This is a genomic window from Ruegeria sp. CK3 (assembly GCF_056536565.1).
In genome coordinates this window covers 249,595-264,027 of record NZ_JBQFPV010000003.1, presented here as the reverse complement: position 1 = coordinate 264,027, position 14,433 = coordinate 249,595, and the positions used below count along the sequence as shown (strand labels likewise).

The window sequence follows — 14,433 nt, the reverse complement described above, 5'->3', positions numbered from 1 at the left end:
CGTCTGACCGCTTTGGGGTGAACCGCCTTTGCGCCCATCGACGCAGATTTAATCGTTTCGCAAAACGACCCTGACATCCGGATTTCCTTACCCTAAAGGAACGTGAACCTTACGTCAGACCACCTTGTGCGAACCGCGCGGTGCTGCCTAGTCTCACCCTCAAGGAGAGGGAACCTATGCAGCCAGAGATCGCCGTCTTCGCACTGATCTACCTTTTGGCGCCCGCCGCGATGATGCTGCTTACGCGGCATTCGACTTTGGCCGGGCGGCTGGGGCCGATTGTGTTGTGCTATATGGCCGGTTTGGCGCTGGGGCTGTCTGGCCTGCAGCCTGACGTGGCTGGTCAGGTCCGTGATGGGGTCATGGAGGCTAGCTTAGGACTGGCCCTGCCTTTGCTGCTGTTTGGAGTCGACCTTGGGGCATGGGGGCGGATCGCAGGTTCTGCGCTCTTGTCGATGGCGCTGGCCGTTGTTTCGGTCACGCTTGTTGCAACGGGCCTTTTCTTTGCTTTCCAAGCAGGCGGCACCGCGCAGAGTGAGCAGCTTTCCGGCATGGCAGTGGGGATGTATACGGGCGGCCTTGCGAATATGGGCGCGATCAAACTAGCGCTCGATATCCCCGAGAACCGATATCTGCTGTTTGCAACCGTCGATACTGTTGTCGGCGCAGGTTACCTGCTGTTTGTTCTGACGCTGGCCCCGTTGGTTTTTGCCCGCTTTCTTAAGCCGTTTCCGGCTGCCCGCGACACGCAGCTTCCTGACGCGGTCGAGGCCAATGCGCCAAATATGCTCCGTCAGGGGGTGGTCGCTTTTCTGGTTAGTGCGTTTTGCGTGGCCGCGGCGGTGCTTCTGGCCCCTCTGTTCAGCTTTGCGCCCTCACAGGTCATGACCGTGGTTCTTCTGACATCTCTGGGTCTGCTTGGTTCGGTCACACCGTCTTTGCGCAAAAACCGGGCCGCACCTCATATGGGTATGTACCTGCTTTACGTGTTTTCGTTCAGCGTTGCGGCTTCGATGGATCTGGTGGAGTTGCGCGATATGGATCTGTCCGTTCTTGGCTTTGTGCTGATTACCACCTTCGGCAGCTTCGGTTTGCACGCCCTGCTTGCACGCACCGCCGGGGTCGACCGGGATACGTTCCTGATCACCTCGGTCGCGGCGGTCATGTCGCCTGCTTTTGTGCCTATGGTCGCGCGCAGCTTGCGCAACCCTGCGATCTTGATGTCAGGCATGGCAACCGGCATTCTTGGCTTTGCCATCGGGAACTATCTGGGCATTTCACTGGCGCTACTGCTGGCAGGAAAGGGATAGGACGTGGATCATCAGAAATTGCCAGAGAAAGGCCGCCCCGAGGGCGATATCCTGGACCAGTTAAAATCCTTTGCCGAAAACGACCCGAACTACCGTGAGGGCCGGACGTGGAGCCTTGTGTATCATCTGGACGATGACCACGACGCCTTCACAGCCAAGGCCTATAGCGCGTTCTCCTCGGCCAACGGATTGAACCCGGCGGCGTTCCAAAGCCTCAAGCGGATGGAGACGCAGATCATCTCAACCATGGCTGGGCTGCTGAAGGGCGGACCGGACACCTGTGGCGTGGTCACTGCGGGCGGCACCGAGAGCTGCCTGATGGCGGTCAAAACCTACCGGGACATGGCGCGCAAAAAGCGTAAAGTGACCCGTCCGAACATGATCCTGCCTAAGACCGCTCATGTCGCCTGGTTCAAGGCGGCCGAATATTTCGGCGTTAAGGCGCGCCTTTTGCCGATGACGCAGGACTACGCCACCTATATCTCCAAACTTGCGAGGATGATTGACGCGGGCACGGTGATGATCCTCGGCTCCGCGCCGGAATACCCGCATGGGACGATTGATCCGATCGCCGAGATGGGCGCGATCGCACAGTCCAAAGGCATTCCATTGCATATAGACGCCTGCGTCGGCGGGCTGATCCTGCCCTTCATGGAGCGGAACGGCGTTGACCTGCCCGATTGGGATTTCCGGGTGCCGGGGGTGACGTCGATCTCGGCTGATCTGCATAAATACGGCTATGCGGCCAAGGGGGCGTCGACCATCCTTTATCGCAATCTAGACCTGTTGAAGCACCAGATGTTCGTCTGCCAGGACTGGCCCGGAGGGGTCTTTGCCTCGCCCGCCTTGCTGGGTACCAGACCGGGAGGCGCCTATGCCGCCGCCTGGGCTGTGATGCAGAAACTGGGAGAGGACGGCTACTGCCGGTTGGCGAAAGACACGACCGAAGCGGTCGAGACGTTGAAGGCGGGAATAGCGGCGATAGACGGGCTGCGCATTCTGGGGAACCCGCAGGGACCGTTGCTGGCTTATGGCTCAACCGATCCGAAGCTCAACATCTATGCCGTGGCGGACCAGTTGGAGCGCGCCGGTTGGAGCATCAATCGCGTTCAGAACCCAGATGGCATCCATTGCATGGTCACGGCTAAACACCGGCATGTCACCGATGAATACCTGAGCGATCTCGCCCAGGCGGTCGCGACCGTTCGCGCCAACCCTGAGCTCGCCAAATCCGGAGGGGCCGCAACCTATGGCATGATGGCCCATGTCCCGCTGCGCGGCATGGTGAAATCCAAGGTGCTGGATGTGTTTGCCGAGATGTACCGGGCCGGTGGTGGAGATTTGCATCTGGATGACGGCAAGACCCCGAACCTGCTGGAACGCGGCATGGCCCGATATGTTCAGTGGAAAGCGCGGCGCAGTTAGTCCTTCAGATAACTCTTGTAAGGCTTGGCTTTCCGGTTTCGGTATTTGACCGTCAGGTCTAGCGGCATGTCATTTTCGTCGTAGATCCCCAACACGATCCCCCTGCCCCGGCTTTTGGTTCGCATCTCGATCAGTTGCTGTTCAGACCGCGTCGTGCGCTGTGACGGGCGGCGTGCCCAGGCGAACAGGTGGTCATACATTTCACCGATCACTTCAGCATGATCTTCGCTGTCGCCCAGATCAACCAACTCCTCCGGGTCGTTTTCCAGATCGAACAGAATCGGACGGTGCCCACCCTCACAATGGATCAGCTTCCAACGTTTGTTGGCGACCATGAACATCACCGCATCGCGGACAGAGGCTTTCATCCGCTCGGCAATTGGTGATGTGGAATAGTCGTATTCGCAGATCACCACATCCCGAGGCAGGTCCTGTGCCTGTCCATGCAGGATCGGCAACAGGGAATGACCTTCGAGGATATGATTTGAGACGTCGCCTCCGGCCACTTCGACGAATGTCGGAGCAAGATCAATGGATTCGACCAGCGCATCGCTCACTGTGCCTCGGGTCGCGTCGGCCTCGGACGAGGGATCGTAGATAATCAGCGGCATTTTGGTCGAGGTATCGTGGAAGAACGTCTTCTCGCCCATCCAATGGTCGCCGAGAAAATCACCATGATCCGAGGTCAGAACGATCATCGTGTCCTCCATCCGGCCGGTCTGCTCCATCCAGTCAAACAACCGGCCCATCTGATCATCGGCCTGCTTGATCAGACCCATATAGGCCGGGATCACCGCCTCACGCACATCCTGGCGCGAGAAAGTCTCACCAATTTTGGTCTCCATGAACGCTTTCAACACCGGGTGCGCGTTTTGGCGTTCCTCATCGGATCGCACCACCGGCAGCACATGCTCAGGCCCGTACATCAAGGCATATGGCTCTGGCACGATATAGGGCCAGTGCGGTTTGATGAAGCTCAAATGGCAGCACCATGGGGCGTCATGGGTTTCCATGAACTCGATCCCGCGCCCGGTCAGATAGGGAGTCTCGCTGTCTTCTTCGGCGATATTTGCAGCCTCCGAGGAATTCTTCAGGAACCAGCCAGACAGAACATTGCCATCTGCGTCCAACCCGGAATTTGCAAAGTCATGCCAAGGGTTGTCACTTTCATAGCCTTTGTCTCGCAGATACTCATTATAGACCTTGGCCCCATCGGGGTCATAAAACCCGTCCGGCCCTTCAGGGCGCATGCCGTCATCTCGTTCGAAGACATCAAAACCACATTCCGCCACACGAGCGCCAATCAGGCTGTCCGGTTCAAGGCCGAGCCGCGCCATGCCCTCTGCATCCGCGCGCATATGGGTTTTGCCAACCAGCCAGCATTCCATCCCCGCCTTGCGCAGGTGGTCGCCCATGGTCATCTCGCCAACCTTCAAGGGGATCCCGTTCCACGAGGCACCATGCGAATGTACGTACCGACCCGTATAGGTCGACATGCGCGAACTGCCGCAAATCGGCGATTGGATATAGGCGCGATTGAATCGCACACCCCGAGCCGCCAGACGGTCGATATTGGGCGTGTGGAGGTGCGGATGCCCGTAGCAGCTCAGGTAATCCCAGCGCAGCTGGTCGAACATGATGAACAGGATATTCTTGGCTTTGGCCACACGCGCCTCCGATCTGGTCCGGAGGCTATCTAGCCAATTCCCAGCAGGTGGTGCAAATGCTGATTAGGCCTGACGCTCCATCTGCTCCAGCATCTTCTTGGCGCGTTTGCATTGCAGCTGGTCCCGCAGAGGGCTGTCGGGGTCGATGTCCTTTTGGCAGACCACGCATTTATCCGCGCCCGAGATCGCGTTCAAACCGCCGCAGCTGCCCTTGATGGTTTTACCCATCAACATCACGCCCAGCGACATGCCGACCATGACCAGAGACAGAAGAATAAAGGCCAGAATGAAGGTGCTCATCTCGGTTCCTACCAATCAGTTGGTGCCCAGGGCGCCTTTAAACGCGCTGCTGTGCGAAGTTATATAGGCATCATCGCCGCCTGTCACATCCCGCGAGATGAAATACACGGCAAGTTTATGCTCTTCGGCCAGTTGCATACCCTTTTCCTGACCAAGCGCCAGCATTGCAGTCGCCCAGGCATCCGCCATCATGGCGTTTTCCGCCAGAACCGTGACCGAGGTCGTCCGGTGCGTGATCGGGCGCCCGGTTGTGGGGTCGATGATATGCGAATAGCGCACGCCGTCCTGTTCAAAGTAGTTCTTGTAGTCGCCCGAGCTGGCCATCCCGCGATCGTCCAGCGACACGATCAGCTGCAGGCTCTGGGACCCGGCCTGAGGCTTTTCGATCCCGATCTGCCACGTTTCGCCCTTGTCGTTCTGGCCTTTTGAGACCAGATCACCGCCGATCTCGACCAGATAGTTTTCGATGCCTGCGTCCCGCAAGGTCTCGGCGACGGCGTCAATGCCATAGCCCTTGGCGATGGCCGAGAGATTGATGCCAACCTCAGGCTCGGATTTTGCCAGAGTTCCCTCCTTAGCATCCAGCGTCAAAAGCCGCTTTTGTCCAACGCCCGCCAGCGCGGCCTCGATATCAGCATCCGACGGCACAGGGTCTTCGGGCTTGCGCGGGCCAAAACCCCACAGCTCGATCAACGGGCCGAGGGTGACGTCAAAGGCTCCATCGGTTTTGTCGTGGACGTCATTTGCAGCGGTCAGAACCAGTGCGAATTCGTCGGATACCGCAACAGGGTCGGTGCTGGCGGACGCCGAAAAGGTCGAAACCTCGGAATTCGGATCCCAGTTCGACATCTTGGCGTTAACCGCGGCGAGAGTCTCCTCGACCGAAGCAGCCAACGCGGTTTCATCCAGATCCTCGCCAATTGCAGTGACATTGAAGGTCGTGCCCATGGTCTCACCCGACAGGCGCACCACATCGGGTTCCTTGTCGAACAGGCAGCCAGTCAAAAGGGTGGCAAGGGCCAGCGCAGGCAATAGACGCATGGATCAGTCTCCGGGAAAAGTAGTGCCCGGCATATGCCAGCCACCCCGGTCAGAGTCAAACCGGCTTCACAACTTCAGCGGCAAAAAGCCCAACATCAAAAGGCCGATCCCGGCTGGAAGTCCGAACAGCCACGCCCGCTTCTGCCACCCGTCCGGCTGCTGTTTCCACACCATGCGAAAATTATGGCCGCAGACCACCACAACAAAGAAAATCAGCGCAGCAATGGGCGGTGTCAGATAGATGTCACTCACAGGCTTGGACTCCGGGTTTTCGCCGATGCGGGCATTTGCACCCTATACAGGCCATTTAGCTGCGCTAAGGTGAAAGGGAAAGACTTTGCAAGAACCAAAAAGGAGATTGCCCATGGCCCCAACCTCATACCAGGCCCCCACACGCGGCGACAAGCAGGACAAGTCCACCTACAGCCAGTCGACGGGATCGAACCTGTCGCAGTCGCAGACGACCGTGGCGAAACTGCTTGAGGGGAAAGGCGACGCGGTGTTCTCGGTCCGTCCGAACGAGACGATCCACACGGTGGTGAATATTCTCAAGGAAAAACACATCGGCGCTGTTCTGGTCACTGATCAGAACGGAGCGCTGCAGGGCATCCTGTCCGAGCGCGATATCGTGCGCCGGATGGCTGACACGCCCGGCCAGACGCTGCCACAATCGGTCGAGGATCTGATGACCAAGGAGGTTCAGAGTTGCTCGCCCGATGATACGTTGAATGCGGTTCTGAAAACCATGACCGAGGGTCGCTTCCGTCATATGCCGGTGGTTCGTGATGGACTTTTGTGCGGTATGATCACTATCGGTGACGTGGTGCATTTCCGTCTGAAAGAGCTGGAATACGAAGCGCTGCGCATGAAGCAGATGATCGTAGGCTAAAGCAACCCGGCCCGCGGCGACCTGACGCCTCGGGCCAGACAACCTAAGTTGTTGCCGTGAACGTGACCCCTCCGGGAAATAGCTCGGCAGCGGTCAGGCAGTTTGTGGCGAAAGCGCCGGTGTCGATCGAAATCACCCCGTCCCGAACTTGAGCCTGATCCACGATCGTGTGCCCATGCACCACCCATTGACCATCCCGGCGCGGCTGCTGTCGGAACTTGGGGTGGCCCCAAAGGCAGGTTTTCCGGTCCTGTTTTTCTGCTGATGTCCGAGGGTCCAGAGCGGCGTGAACGACCGAGACATTGCCGCTGGTCCATATCAAGGGCCTATTGGTCAGCCAGTCCACGAGCGCCTCGCCCATTGCAATGCGCAAACGCTCTGCCAGATCGCCCTTGTCGGCGTCGACATTCTGTATGCCAAAGGAGGCAAGCGTCTGGACGCCCCCGTTGTTCATCCACAGCGGGCCAATTCCGAACGGATCCTCAAGAAACCGCAGTAACATCTCTTCGTGATTGCCCAGCAGGCAGGTTACACGCCCATTCGAGGTCAAACTCAGATGTTTCAGCTGCCGCAACACCTGTGCGCTGTAGTCGCCCCGGTCGATATAGTCGCCGACAAACACCCAAGGCAGGCCCTCGTCGAGCTTCGGCAGCAGGGCTTGCAACAGGTCCAGACGTCCGTGGATATCTCCGACCGCAACGAATGGCACCTCGGGCCTCATGCCCGACACATCCGCGCCGCGCATTCCGCCCGGTCCAAGCAGCCCTCTGATCCAGCCCGTCACCATGCAAAGACCTCTACTCTGACCGGCTGCGACGGACAATCAGCAATCGGTCCGGAAACGGGCGGTTGACCAATGGGCGCGCAACCTTGATAGACATTGCAGACGGGTCGCCGAAGCGTGAGGGATGTATGAAGCGGGTTTTGATCACGGGCACGGCCGGATTTATCGGCTTTCACTTGGCGAAGCTGTTGCTGTCCGAAGGGTTCCGTGTGCATGGCTATGACGGGATGACCGACTATTACGACGTCGCCCTCAAACAGCGTCGCCACCAGATGTTGCTGCAAAATCCCGGCTTTACCACCACCGAAGACATGCTGGAAAACCACGAACGACTGATGCAGGTCGCGGATGAGTTCCAGCCCGAGGTGATCATCCACCTCGCCGCACAGGCCGGTGTGCGCTACAGCCTGGAAGAGCCACGCAGCTACATCAACTCGAACGTCGTCGGCACGTTCAATGTGATGGAGGTCGCGCGTCAGCACAAGGTTCAGCACCTTCTGATGGCCTCGACTTCTTCGGTCTATGGCGCCAATGAGGATATGCCATTTACCGAGGTCGAAAAGGCCGACACGCAGCTGACGATCTACGCGGCGACCAAGAAGGCCAATGAAGCGATGGCCCATTCTTATGCCCATCTTTGGGACCTGCCGACCACCATGTTCCGGTTCTTCACGGTCTATGGCACGTGGGGGCGGCCCGATCTGGCGCTCTATAAGTTCGTCGACGCGATCCTCGAAGACCGCCCGATTGATATCTACAACCACGGCGACATGTATCGCGACTTTACCAATGTCGAGGATCTGGTCCGTGGCATCCGTTTGCTGATCGACGTGCCTCCGGAGCGGCCCGCCGGCGCTGATGAGATCGAGGACGGCGACAGTCTGTCCCCCGTCGCGCCGTACCGCGTAGTAAATATCGGCAATGGTGACAAGGTGCGCCTGATGGATTTCATCGAAGCCATCGAAGCCGCGATCGGCAAAGAAGCCATCCGCAACTACATGCCCATGCAAATGGGCGACGTCCCCGGCACATGGGCCAATACTGACCTATTACAACGCCTGACAGGGTACCGACCGGAAACCAATTTCAAAGACGGGATCGCGCAGTTTATTGCGTGGTTCCGCGACTATCACGGCAAGTAGAGGGCCAAGACCAGAATGCTGGAAACCAATCCTGACGCCCGCAAAATCGCCGTGATTGGGTTGGGCTATGTCGGCCTGCCGCTGGCGGTCGCTTTTGGAAAAATCGGCCCAGTGGTCGGGTTTGATATCAATGCCGCACGTATCGACGCCTTGCGCAATGGCAAGGACGCAACGCAAGAGGTCGAGCCCGAAGACCTTGCCACCGCATCGGGTCTGAGTTTCACCACGCAAGCGTCCGACCTTGCGGCGTGCGACACCTTCATCGTCACGGTGCCCACCCCAATCACCGCAGGCAAACAACCTGATTTGACACCTCTACTCGCGGCCTCGGAAACCGTGGGAATGGTCCTGAAACCCGGCGATCTGGTGATCTACGAATCCACCGTCTATCCCGGCGCGACCGAGGAAGACTGCGTACCAGTGCTGGAACGCACCTCGGGCTTGAGTTTCAACACTGATTTTTTTGCCGGCTACAGCCCCGAACGGATTAATCCCGGCGACAAGACCCATCGGATCGCGGATATCTGCAAGGTAACCTCGGGCTCGACCCCAAAGGTGGCGGAACTGGTCGATGCGCTCTACGCGCGGATCATCAAAGCCGGAACGCACAAGGCCGAAAGCATACGCGTGGCTGAGGCTGCAAAGGTGATCGAAAACACTCAGCGCGACCTGAACATCGCGCTGGTGAATGAGCTGGCGATGATTTTCGGCCGGATGGAGATCGACACCGAGGCCGTCTTGCGCGCCGCGGGGACCAAGTGGAACTTCCTACCCTTCCGCCCCGGTCTGGTAGGGGGGCACTGCATAGGCGTGGACCCCTACTACCTCACCCACAAAGCCGAAGCCGTGGGCCATCACCCTCAGATCATTCTGGCCGGGCGGCGGCTGAACGATCGGATGGGCAGTTATGTTGTGTCTCAACTGGTCAAACGCATGACCCGCAACGGCATCAATGTCGGAGCAGCGCGGGTTCTGGTTCTCGGCCTGACCTTCAAAGAAAACTGTCCTGACCTGCGGAACACACGCGTCGTTGATATCATTGAGGAATTGCAGAGCTATGGCATCAGCGTTGATGTCCACGATCCCCATGCCGACCCCGCCGCAGCCGAGGCTGAATACGGCCTCTCGCTTTCAAGTTCCCCTCAGGACGGAACCTATGATGCAGTCGTTTTGGCCGTCGCGCATCAGGAATACAAAGACACCGATCCGTCAACATTCCGAGCCTACGGCAAACCCAACAGCGTGGTGTTCGACATCAAGTCCTGCCTGCCAAAGGACGCGAGTGACTTGAGGCTCTAACCCAGTTCCAAAAAAGAAAACCGGCGCAAAATGCGCCGGTTTATTTTTTTACCCGCCGAAATCGTCGAGCATGATGTCTTCGCGGTCCACACCCAGATCCAGCAGCATGTTGATGACCGACTGGTTCATGATTGGAGGACCACACATGTAGAACTCGCAATCCTCGGGCGCGGGGTGGTTCTTGAGGTATTCCTCGAACAGAACGTTGTGGATGAAGCCGGTATAGCCTTTCCAATCGTCCTCGGGCTGTGCGTCCGATAGGGCAACGTGCCAGTCGAAATTGTCGAACTCTTCGGCCAGCTGATCGAAATCCTCGACAAAGAACATCTCTTTCTTCGACCGCGCACCGTACCAGAAGCTGATCTTGCGATCACGGTTCTCAAGACGCTTGAGCTGGTCGAAGATGTGGCTGCGCATGGGCGCCATGCCCGCACCACCGCCGATGAAGACCATCTCTTTTTGGGTTTCGCGGGCGAAAAACTCACCGAACGGACCCGAGATGGTGACCTTGTCACCCGGTTTCAGGTTGAAGATGTAAGACGACATCTGACCCGGAGGGATGCCATCGGATCCCGGAGGGGGCGAGGCAACACGGACGTTCAGCATGATCATGCCCTTTTCGTCCGGATAGTTCGCCATGGAATAGGCACGCTCAATCGGTTCAGCGACGACGGACTCGTACTGCCATAGATTGAAGCGATCCCAGTCTTCGCGATATTCCTCTTCCACATCGAAATCGGTATATTTCAACTGGTGCGCGGGAGCTTCGATCTGGATGTAGCCACCAGCGCGGAAGTTCACGTCCTCGCCTTCGGGCAGGTCCAGGGTCAGAGCCTTGATGAAGGTCGCCACGTTCTCGTTCGAGCGAACGGTGCATTCCCATTTCTTAACGCCAAAGACTTCCTCGGGGACTTCGATGTCCATGTCCTGCTTGACCGCAACCTGACAGGACAGACGGTCACCACAGGCCGCTTCACGCTTGGTGATGTGGCTTTCCTCGGTCGGCAGGATCGATCCGCCACCGGAATGCACCTTCACCCGGCACTGCGCGCAGGTACCACCGCCACCACAGGCAGACGGAACGAAAAGCTTTTCGGCCGCCAAGGTCTGCAGCAGCTTGCCACCGGCAGGGACCGAGATGGTCTTTTCGCCGTTGATGGTGATGTTCACATCACCGGTCGAGACCAGTTTCGAACGGGCGGCCAGAATGATCGTCACCAGCGCGATGACGATCACTGTGAAAAGGGCAACGCCTAAACCAAAAGTTTCCATTCTGCCCTCCTTACAGTTTCACGCCCGAGAAGGACATGAAGGCCATCGCCATCAGACCGGCGGTGATGAAGGTGATCCCCAGACCTTGCAGGCCGTCGGGAATGTCCGAGTATTTCAGCTTTTCACGAACGCCCGCCATTGCGGTGATGGCCAGTGCCCAACCAAAGCCTGAAGACAGCCCATAGGTGGTTGCCTCGGCAAAGTTGTAATCCCGTTCCACCATGAACAGCGAACCACCCAGGATGGCGCAGTTCACCGTAATCAGCGGCAGGAAGATCCCCAGCGCGTTGTAGAGCGGCGGGAAATACTTATCCAAAACCATCTCGAGGATCTGAACCATCGCCGCAATCACGCCGATATACGAGATCAGACCAAGGAAGGTCAGATCAACATTGGGGAACCCGGCCCAGGACAGCGCACCCGGCTTGAGAAGGTAGTTCAGCAGAAGGTTGTTGGCAGGAACGGTGATGGCCTGCACGACCATGACCGAAATTCCCAGACCCAGCGCGGTCGAGATCTTCTTCGACACGGCGATGAAAGTACACATCCCCAGGAAGAAGCTGAGCGCAAGGTTTTCGACAAAGATGGCCTTTACGGCCAGTGAGATCAGACCTTCCATCAGTGGGCCTCTACCTGCTGAATTTTGTATTCACGCTCTTCCACCTGGTTTGGCTTCCATGTGCGGAAGGCCCAGATGATCAGACCGATGATGAAGAACGCCGACGGGGGCAGCAGCAGCATGCCGTTGGGCACGTACCAGCCGCCGTTGTTGACGGTCTCCAGAATGGTGACACCGAACAGCGACCCGGCACCGAACAGCTCACGAATGAAGCCCACCAGCAGCAGGATCAGGCCGTAGCCCATACCGTTGCCCATGCCGTCGATAAAGGACGCAACCGGAGGGTTCTTCATCGCAAATGCCTCGGCGCGGCCCATCACAATACAGTTGGTGATGATCAAGCCAACAAAGACCGACAGGGTTTTCGAGATCTCAAACGCATAAGCTTTGAGGATCTGGTCCACTAGGATCACCAGCGAGGCGATGATCACCATCTGCACGATGATCCGGATCGAGCCGGGAATCTGGTTGCGCAGGCACGAGATGAAGAAGGACGAGAACGAGGTCACGAAAATCACCGCCAGCGCCATCACCATCGACACCTGCAGCGACGAGGTCACCGCAAGCGCCGAACAGATGCCCAGCACCTGAAGCGTGATCGGGTTATTGTCGACAAGCGGGTCGACCAGCATCTCTTTCTTGGTCTGGGACATCAGAGCTCTCCTGCTTGCAGTTTGGCCAGAAACGGTGCGTAGCCCGCATCGCCCATCCAGAATTTCACCAGGTTATCGACACCCACCGAGGTCAAGGTCGCCCCCGCCAGCGCATCGATATAGAAGTCGGGTCCGGCGGCCGGCTGGGACTTCGACACGGTGATTTGTAGATCACCATTGTCATCACGCAGCTTCTTACCGTTCCACAGCGCCTTCCAGCGCGGGTTGTCCACCTCGGCCCCAAGGCCGGGGGTCTCACCGTGCTGATAGAATTGAAGGCCATAGATGTCGTTGCCGTTGTTCTCCAACGCGATAAAGCCGTAGAGCGTAGACCAAAGACCGTAGCCATGCAGCGGCAGGATCACCTTGTCCAAGCCCCCTGCATCATCGCGCAGCAGGTAGATCACGCGATAGTTCGACTTGCGGCCGATACCTGCTGGGTCATCATCCAGAGCGACGCTCAGTTCAGGGTCGCTGGCGGCTGCGATATCGTCGAACGTGGCCGGGTCGAACCGATCATCGACAAACTCACCGGTCGCCAGTTCCAGCACATGAGGCTCAAACGCGGCGAAGGCTTCGGTCACGTCGATACCGGGCTCATAAACGCCCGCCACCTGCAAAACGTTGACCTGTTTGTCCTTCAGACGGTTGGTCTCCTGAACCGGGCGCAAGCTAACGGCGGCTGCGGACACGACCATCGAGGCGACCAGGCAGACAGCAACCGCGATGACAATCGTCTTGCCGACAGAGTCCGGCGAGGCTGCCAGGAACTTGGCGATCGCGCCTTTAGGAGCCTCGTTTTGATCTGGGGATTGCGTATCAGACATGGCGACGCGCCCTCCGTTTGATATTGGCTTGGACGACGAAGTAGTCGATCAGCGGAGCAAAGACGTTACCGAACAGAATGGCCAGCATCATGCCTTCGGGGAAAGCCGGGTTGATGACACGGATCATCACAACCATGATACCGATCAGCGCGCCATAGATGTAGCGACCCATGTTGGTGTGGCTGGCCGAAACCGGCTCGGTCACCATGAAGGCCAGACCGAAGGCATACCCACCAATGACCACGTGCCAGTACCAAGGCATCGCGAACATCGGGTTTGTGTCCGAACCGATTAGGTTCAGCAGCAAGGTAAAGCCGATCGTGCCTGCTAGACAGCCGACAATCAGGCGGTAGTTGGCGATCCGCGTGGCCAGCAAGAAGGCCAGACCGATCATACAGGCCAGCGTTGACGTTTCACCGAAACTGCCCTGGATCGAGCCGAAGAACGCGTTCCACCAAGTTATGCCATCAGCGGCCAATGCCTGAAAGCCCTGCGACGCGGAGACGGACAGGGCAGTCGCGCCCGAGAAACCATCGACCGGTGTCCATACCGTGTCACCGGACATGCTCGCCGGATAGGCAAAGTACAGGAACGCACGACCGACCAGAGCCGGGTTCAGGAAGTTCTTGCCGGTGCCACCAAATACTTCTTTCCCGATCACGACGCCAAAGATGATGCCCAAAGCTACCTGCCACAAAGGCGCAGTCGCAGGCATGATCAGCGTGTAAAGCATTGAAGTAACGAGGAAACCTTCGTTTACTTCGTGGCCCCGCACGGTGGCAAAAATGACCTCAAAGATACCACCCGCGACAAGCGTCACGATGTAGATCGGCAGGAAATAAGTGAGCCCGTGCATCACGTTGGCAAAGACGCTGGAGGGGTCCAGCGAGATACCAAACATCTGCAGCAGAGCAATCCGCCATCCGGTCGCGGATTCAGGCCCCAGCAGCGCAATGGCCGAGTTCGCCTGATAGCCGGTATTGTACATCCCCCACAGGATACAGGGGATCGTCGCGATCACGACGTAGGTCATGATCCGCTTCATGTCGATATACGACCGAGCATGCGGCGCGGCTGTGGTTACAGTTTTCGGAGTGTAGATGAAGCTTTCCACCATCTCGTAGATGGGGAAGTACTTCTCGTACTTGCCGCCCTTGGTAAAGTTTGGCTCGATCCGATCAAAGAAGCTGCGCAAACCCATTTGG

At 58.0% G+C, this 14,433-nt stretch carries 15 protein-coding genes; 5 read left to right on the top strand and 10 right to left on the bottom strand.

The window, feature by feature from the left end; all coding sequences use genetic code 11:
- Positions 1 to 176 precede the first annotated feature (176 nt).
- Both ACR0C3_RS05485 and ACR0C3_RS05480 read left to right on the top strand, forming a co-directional pair.
- Entirely contained in the window at positions 177 to 1,310 is a 1,134-nt protein-coding gene (locus ACR0C3_RS05485) for a DUF819 family protein (RefSeq protein WP_480757561.1), read from the top strand.
- A gap of 3 nt (positions 1,311 to 1,313) precedes the next feature.
- Positions 1,314 to 2,735, top strand: a complete 1,422-nt coding sequence (locus ACR0C3_RS05480; protein WP_480757560.1) for a pyridoxal phosphate-dependent decarboxylase family protein — start codon at positions 1,314 to 1,316, stop codon at positions 2,733 to 2,735.
- On the opposite strand, the gene ACR0C3_RS05475 is transcribed toward ACR0C3_RS05480, so the two are convergent.
- The 4 genes from ACR0C3_RS05475 to ACR0C3_RS05460 all read right to left on the bottom strand — a co-directional run bounded on the left by ACR0C3_RS05475 (position 2,732) and on the right by ACR0C3_RS05460 (position 5,995).
- Positions 2,732 to 4,402 (bottom strand): sulfatase-like hydrolase/transferase, encoded by a 1,671-nt coding sequence (locus ACR0C3_RS05475; RefSeq protein WP_480757559.1) that lies wholly within the window; start codon positions 4,400 to 4,402, stop codon positions 2,732 to 2,734. The genes ACR0C3_RS05480 and ACR0C3_RS05475 overlap by 4 nt on opposite strands.
- Before the next feature lie 63 nt (positions 4,403 to 4,465).
- On the bottom strand, positions 4,466 to 4,702 hold the full coding sequence (gene nqrM / locus ACR0C3_RS05470) for a (Na+)-NQR maturation NqrM (protein WP_170377292.1): 237 nt from the start codon (positions 4,700 to 4,702) through the stop codon (positions 4,466 to 4,468).
- 15 nt (positions 4,703 to 4,717) lie between these two features.
- On the bottom strand, positions 4,718 to 5,743 hold the full coding sequence (locus ACR0C3_RS05465; protein ID WP_480757558.1) for an FAD:protein FMN transferase: 1,026 nt from the start codon (positions 5,741 to 5,743) through the stop codon (positions 4,718 to 4,720).
- A 66-nt stretch (positions 5,744 to 5,809) separates the two neighbouring features.
- On the bottom strand, positions 5,810 to 5,995 hold the full coding sequence (locus tag ACR0C3_RS05460) for a hypothetical protein (protein WP_170377287.1): 186 nt from the start codon (positions 5,993 to 5,995) through the stop codon (positions 5,810 to 5,812).
- Between the two features lie 112 nt (positions 5,996 to 6,107).
- Here ACR0C3_RS05460 and ACR0C3_RS05455 point away from each other — a divergent pair, with 112 nt between their 5' ends.
- Positions 6,108 to 6,632, top strand: a complete 525-nt coding sequence (locus tag ACR0C3_RS05455) for a CBS domain-containing protein (protein ID WP_170472451.1) — start codon at positions 6,108 to 6,110, stop codon at positions 6,630 to 6,632.
- Between the two features lie 43 nt (positions 6,633 to 6,675).
- On the opposite strand, the gene ACR0C3_RS05450 is transcribed toward ACR0C3_RS05455, so the two are convergent.
- Positions 6,676 to 7,419 (bottom strand): metallophosphoesterase family protein, encoded by a 744-nt coding sequence (locus ACR0C3_RS05450; protein WP_480757556.1) that lies wholly within the window; start codon positions 7,417 to 7,419, stop codon positions 6,676 to 6,678.
- A 125-nt stretch (positions 7,420 to 7,544) separates the two neighbouring features.
- On the opposite strand from ACR0C3_RS05450, the gene ACR0C3_RS05445 reads away from it, so the two are divergent.
- Entirely contained in the window at positions 7,545 to 8,558 is a 1,014-nt protein-coding gene (locus ACR0C3_RS05445) for an NAD-dependent epimerase/dehydratase family protein (RefSeq protein ID WP_480757555.1), read from the top strand.
- A gap of 15 nt (positions 8,559 to 8,573) precedes the next feature.
- On the top strand, positions 8,574 to 9,857 hold the full coding sequence (tviB, locus tag ACR0C3_RS05440) for a Vi polysaccharide biosynthesis UDP-N-acetylglucosamine C-6 dehydrogenase TviB (protein ID WP_480757553.1): 1,284 nt from the start codon (positions 8,574 to 8,576) through the stop codon (positions 9,855 to 9,857).
- 48 nt (positions 9,858 to 9,905) lie between these two features.
- On the opposite strand, the gene nqrF is transcribed toward tviB, so the two are convergent.
- The 5 genes from nqrF to ACR0C3_RS05415 are packed head-to-tail and all read right to left on the bottom strand — an operon-like array spanning position 9,906 to position 14,429.
- Positions 9,906 to 11,129, bottom strand: a complete 1,224-nt coding sequence (gene nqrF / locus ACR0C3_RS05435; RefSeq protein ID WP_170659344.1) for an NADH:ubiquinone reductase (Na(+)-transporting) subunit F — start codon at positions 11,127 to 11,129, stop codon at positions 9,906 to 9,908.
- Between the two features lie 10 nt (positions 11,130 to 11,139).
- Positions 11,140 to 11,748: an NADH:ubiquinone reductase (Na(+)-transporting) subunit E gene (gene nqrE, locus ACR0C3_RS05430; protein WP_170377273.1), complete on the bottom strand. Its 609-nt coding sequence runs from the start codon at positions 11,746 to 11,748 to the stop codon at positions 11,140 to 11,142.
- The gene (locus ACR0C3_RS05425) at positions 11,748 to 12,401 is read right to left on the bottom strand and encodes an NADH:ubiquinone reductase (Na(+)-transporting) subunit D (RefSeq protein ID WP_152460184.1); all 654 of its coding nucleotides are present in this window, start codon (positions 12,399 to 12,401) and stop codon (positions 11,748 to 11,750) included. Before ACR0C3_RS05425 ends, nqrE begins: the two co-directional genes overlap by 1 nt.
- A complete protein-coding gene (locus tag ACR0C3_RS05420; RefSeq protein WP_480757552.1) occupies positions 12,401 to 13,228 on the bottom strand; it encodes a Na(+)-translocating NADH-quinone reductase subunit C in 828 nt (275 codons plus the stop codon). The genes ACR0C3_RS05425 and ACR0C3_RS05420 overlap by 1 nt, the downstream gene beginning before the upstream one ends.
- Positions 13,221 to 14,429 carry an NADH:ubiquinone reductase (Na(+)-transporting) subunit B gene (locus ACR0C3_RS05415; protein WP_170472437.1) on the bottom strand — a complete coding sequence of 403 codons (1,209 nt, stop codon included), beginning with the start codon at positions 14,427 to 14,429 and terminating at the stop codon, positions 13,221 to 13,223. The genes ACR0C3_RS05420 and ACR0C3_RS05415 overlap by 8 nt, the downstream gene beginning before the upstream one ends.
- Between the last annotated feature and the right edge of the window lie 4 nt (positions 14,430 to 14,433).

Coding starts and splice junctions, on each gene's coding strand:
- ACR0C3_RS05485 (WP_480757561.1), top strand. CDS start 177: ATGCAGCCAGAGATCGCCGTCTTCGCACTGATCTACCTTTTGGCGCCC.
- nqrM (WP_170377292.1), bottom strand. CDS start 4,702: ATGAGCACCTTCATTCTGGCCTTTATTCTTCTGTCTCTGGTCATGGTC.
- ACR0C3_RS05465 (WP_480757558.1), bottom strand. CDS start 5,743: ATGCGTCTATTGCCTGCGCTGGCCCTTGCCACCCTTTTGACTGGCTGC.
- ACR0C3_RS05455 (WP_170472451.1), top strand. CDS start 6,108: ATGGCCCCAACCTCATACCAGGCCCCCACACGCGGCGACAAGCAGGAC.
- ACR0C3_RS05450 (WP_480757556.1), bottom strand. CDS start 7,419: ATGGTGACGGGCTGGATCAGAGGGCTGCTTGGACCGGGCGGAATGCGC.
- ACR0C3_RS05445 (WP_480757555.1), top strand. CDS start 7,545: ATGAAGCGGGTTTTGATCACGGGCACGGCCGGATTTATCGGCTTTCAC.
- tviB (WP_480757553.1), top strand. CDS start 8,574: ATGCTGGAAACCAATCCTGACGCCCGCAAAATCGCCGTGATTGGGTTG.
- nqrF (WP_170659344.1), bottom strand. CDS start 11,129: ATGGAAACTTTTGGTTTAGGCGTTGCCCTTTTCACAGTGATCGTCATC.
- nqrE (WP_170377273.1), bottom strand. CDS start 11,748: ATGGAAGGTCTGATCTCACTGGCCGTAAAGGCCATCTTTGTCGAAAAC.
- ACR0C3_RS05425 (WP_152460184.1), bottom strand. CDS start 12,401: ATGTCCCAGACCAAGAAAGAGATGCTGGTCGACCCGCTTGTCGACAAT.
- ACR0C3_RS05420 (WP_480757552.1), bottom strand. CDS start 13,228: ATGTCTGATACGCAATCCCCAGATCAAAACGAGGCTCCTAAAGGCGCG.
- ACR0C3_RS05415 (WP_170472437.1), bottom strand. CDS start 14,429: ATGGGTTTGCGCAGCTTCTTTGATCGGATCGAGCCAAACTTTACCAAG.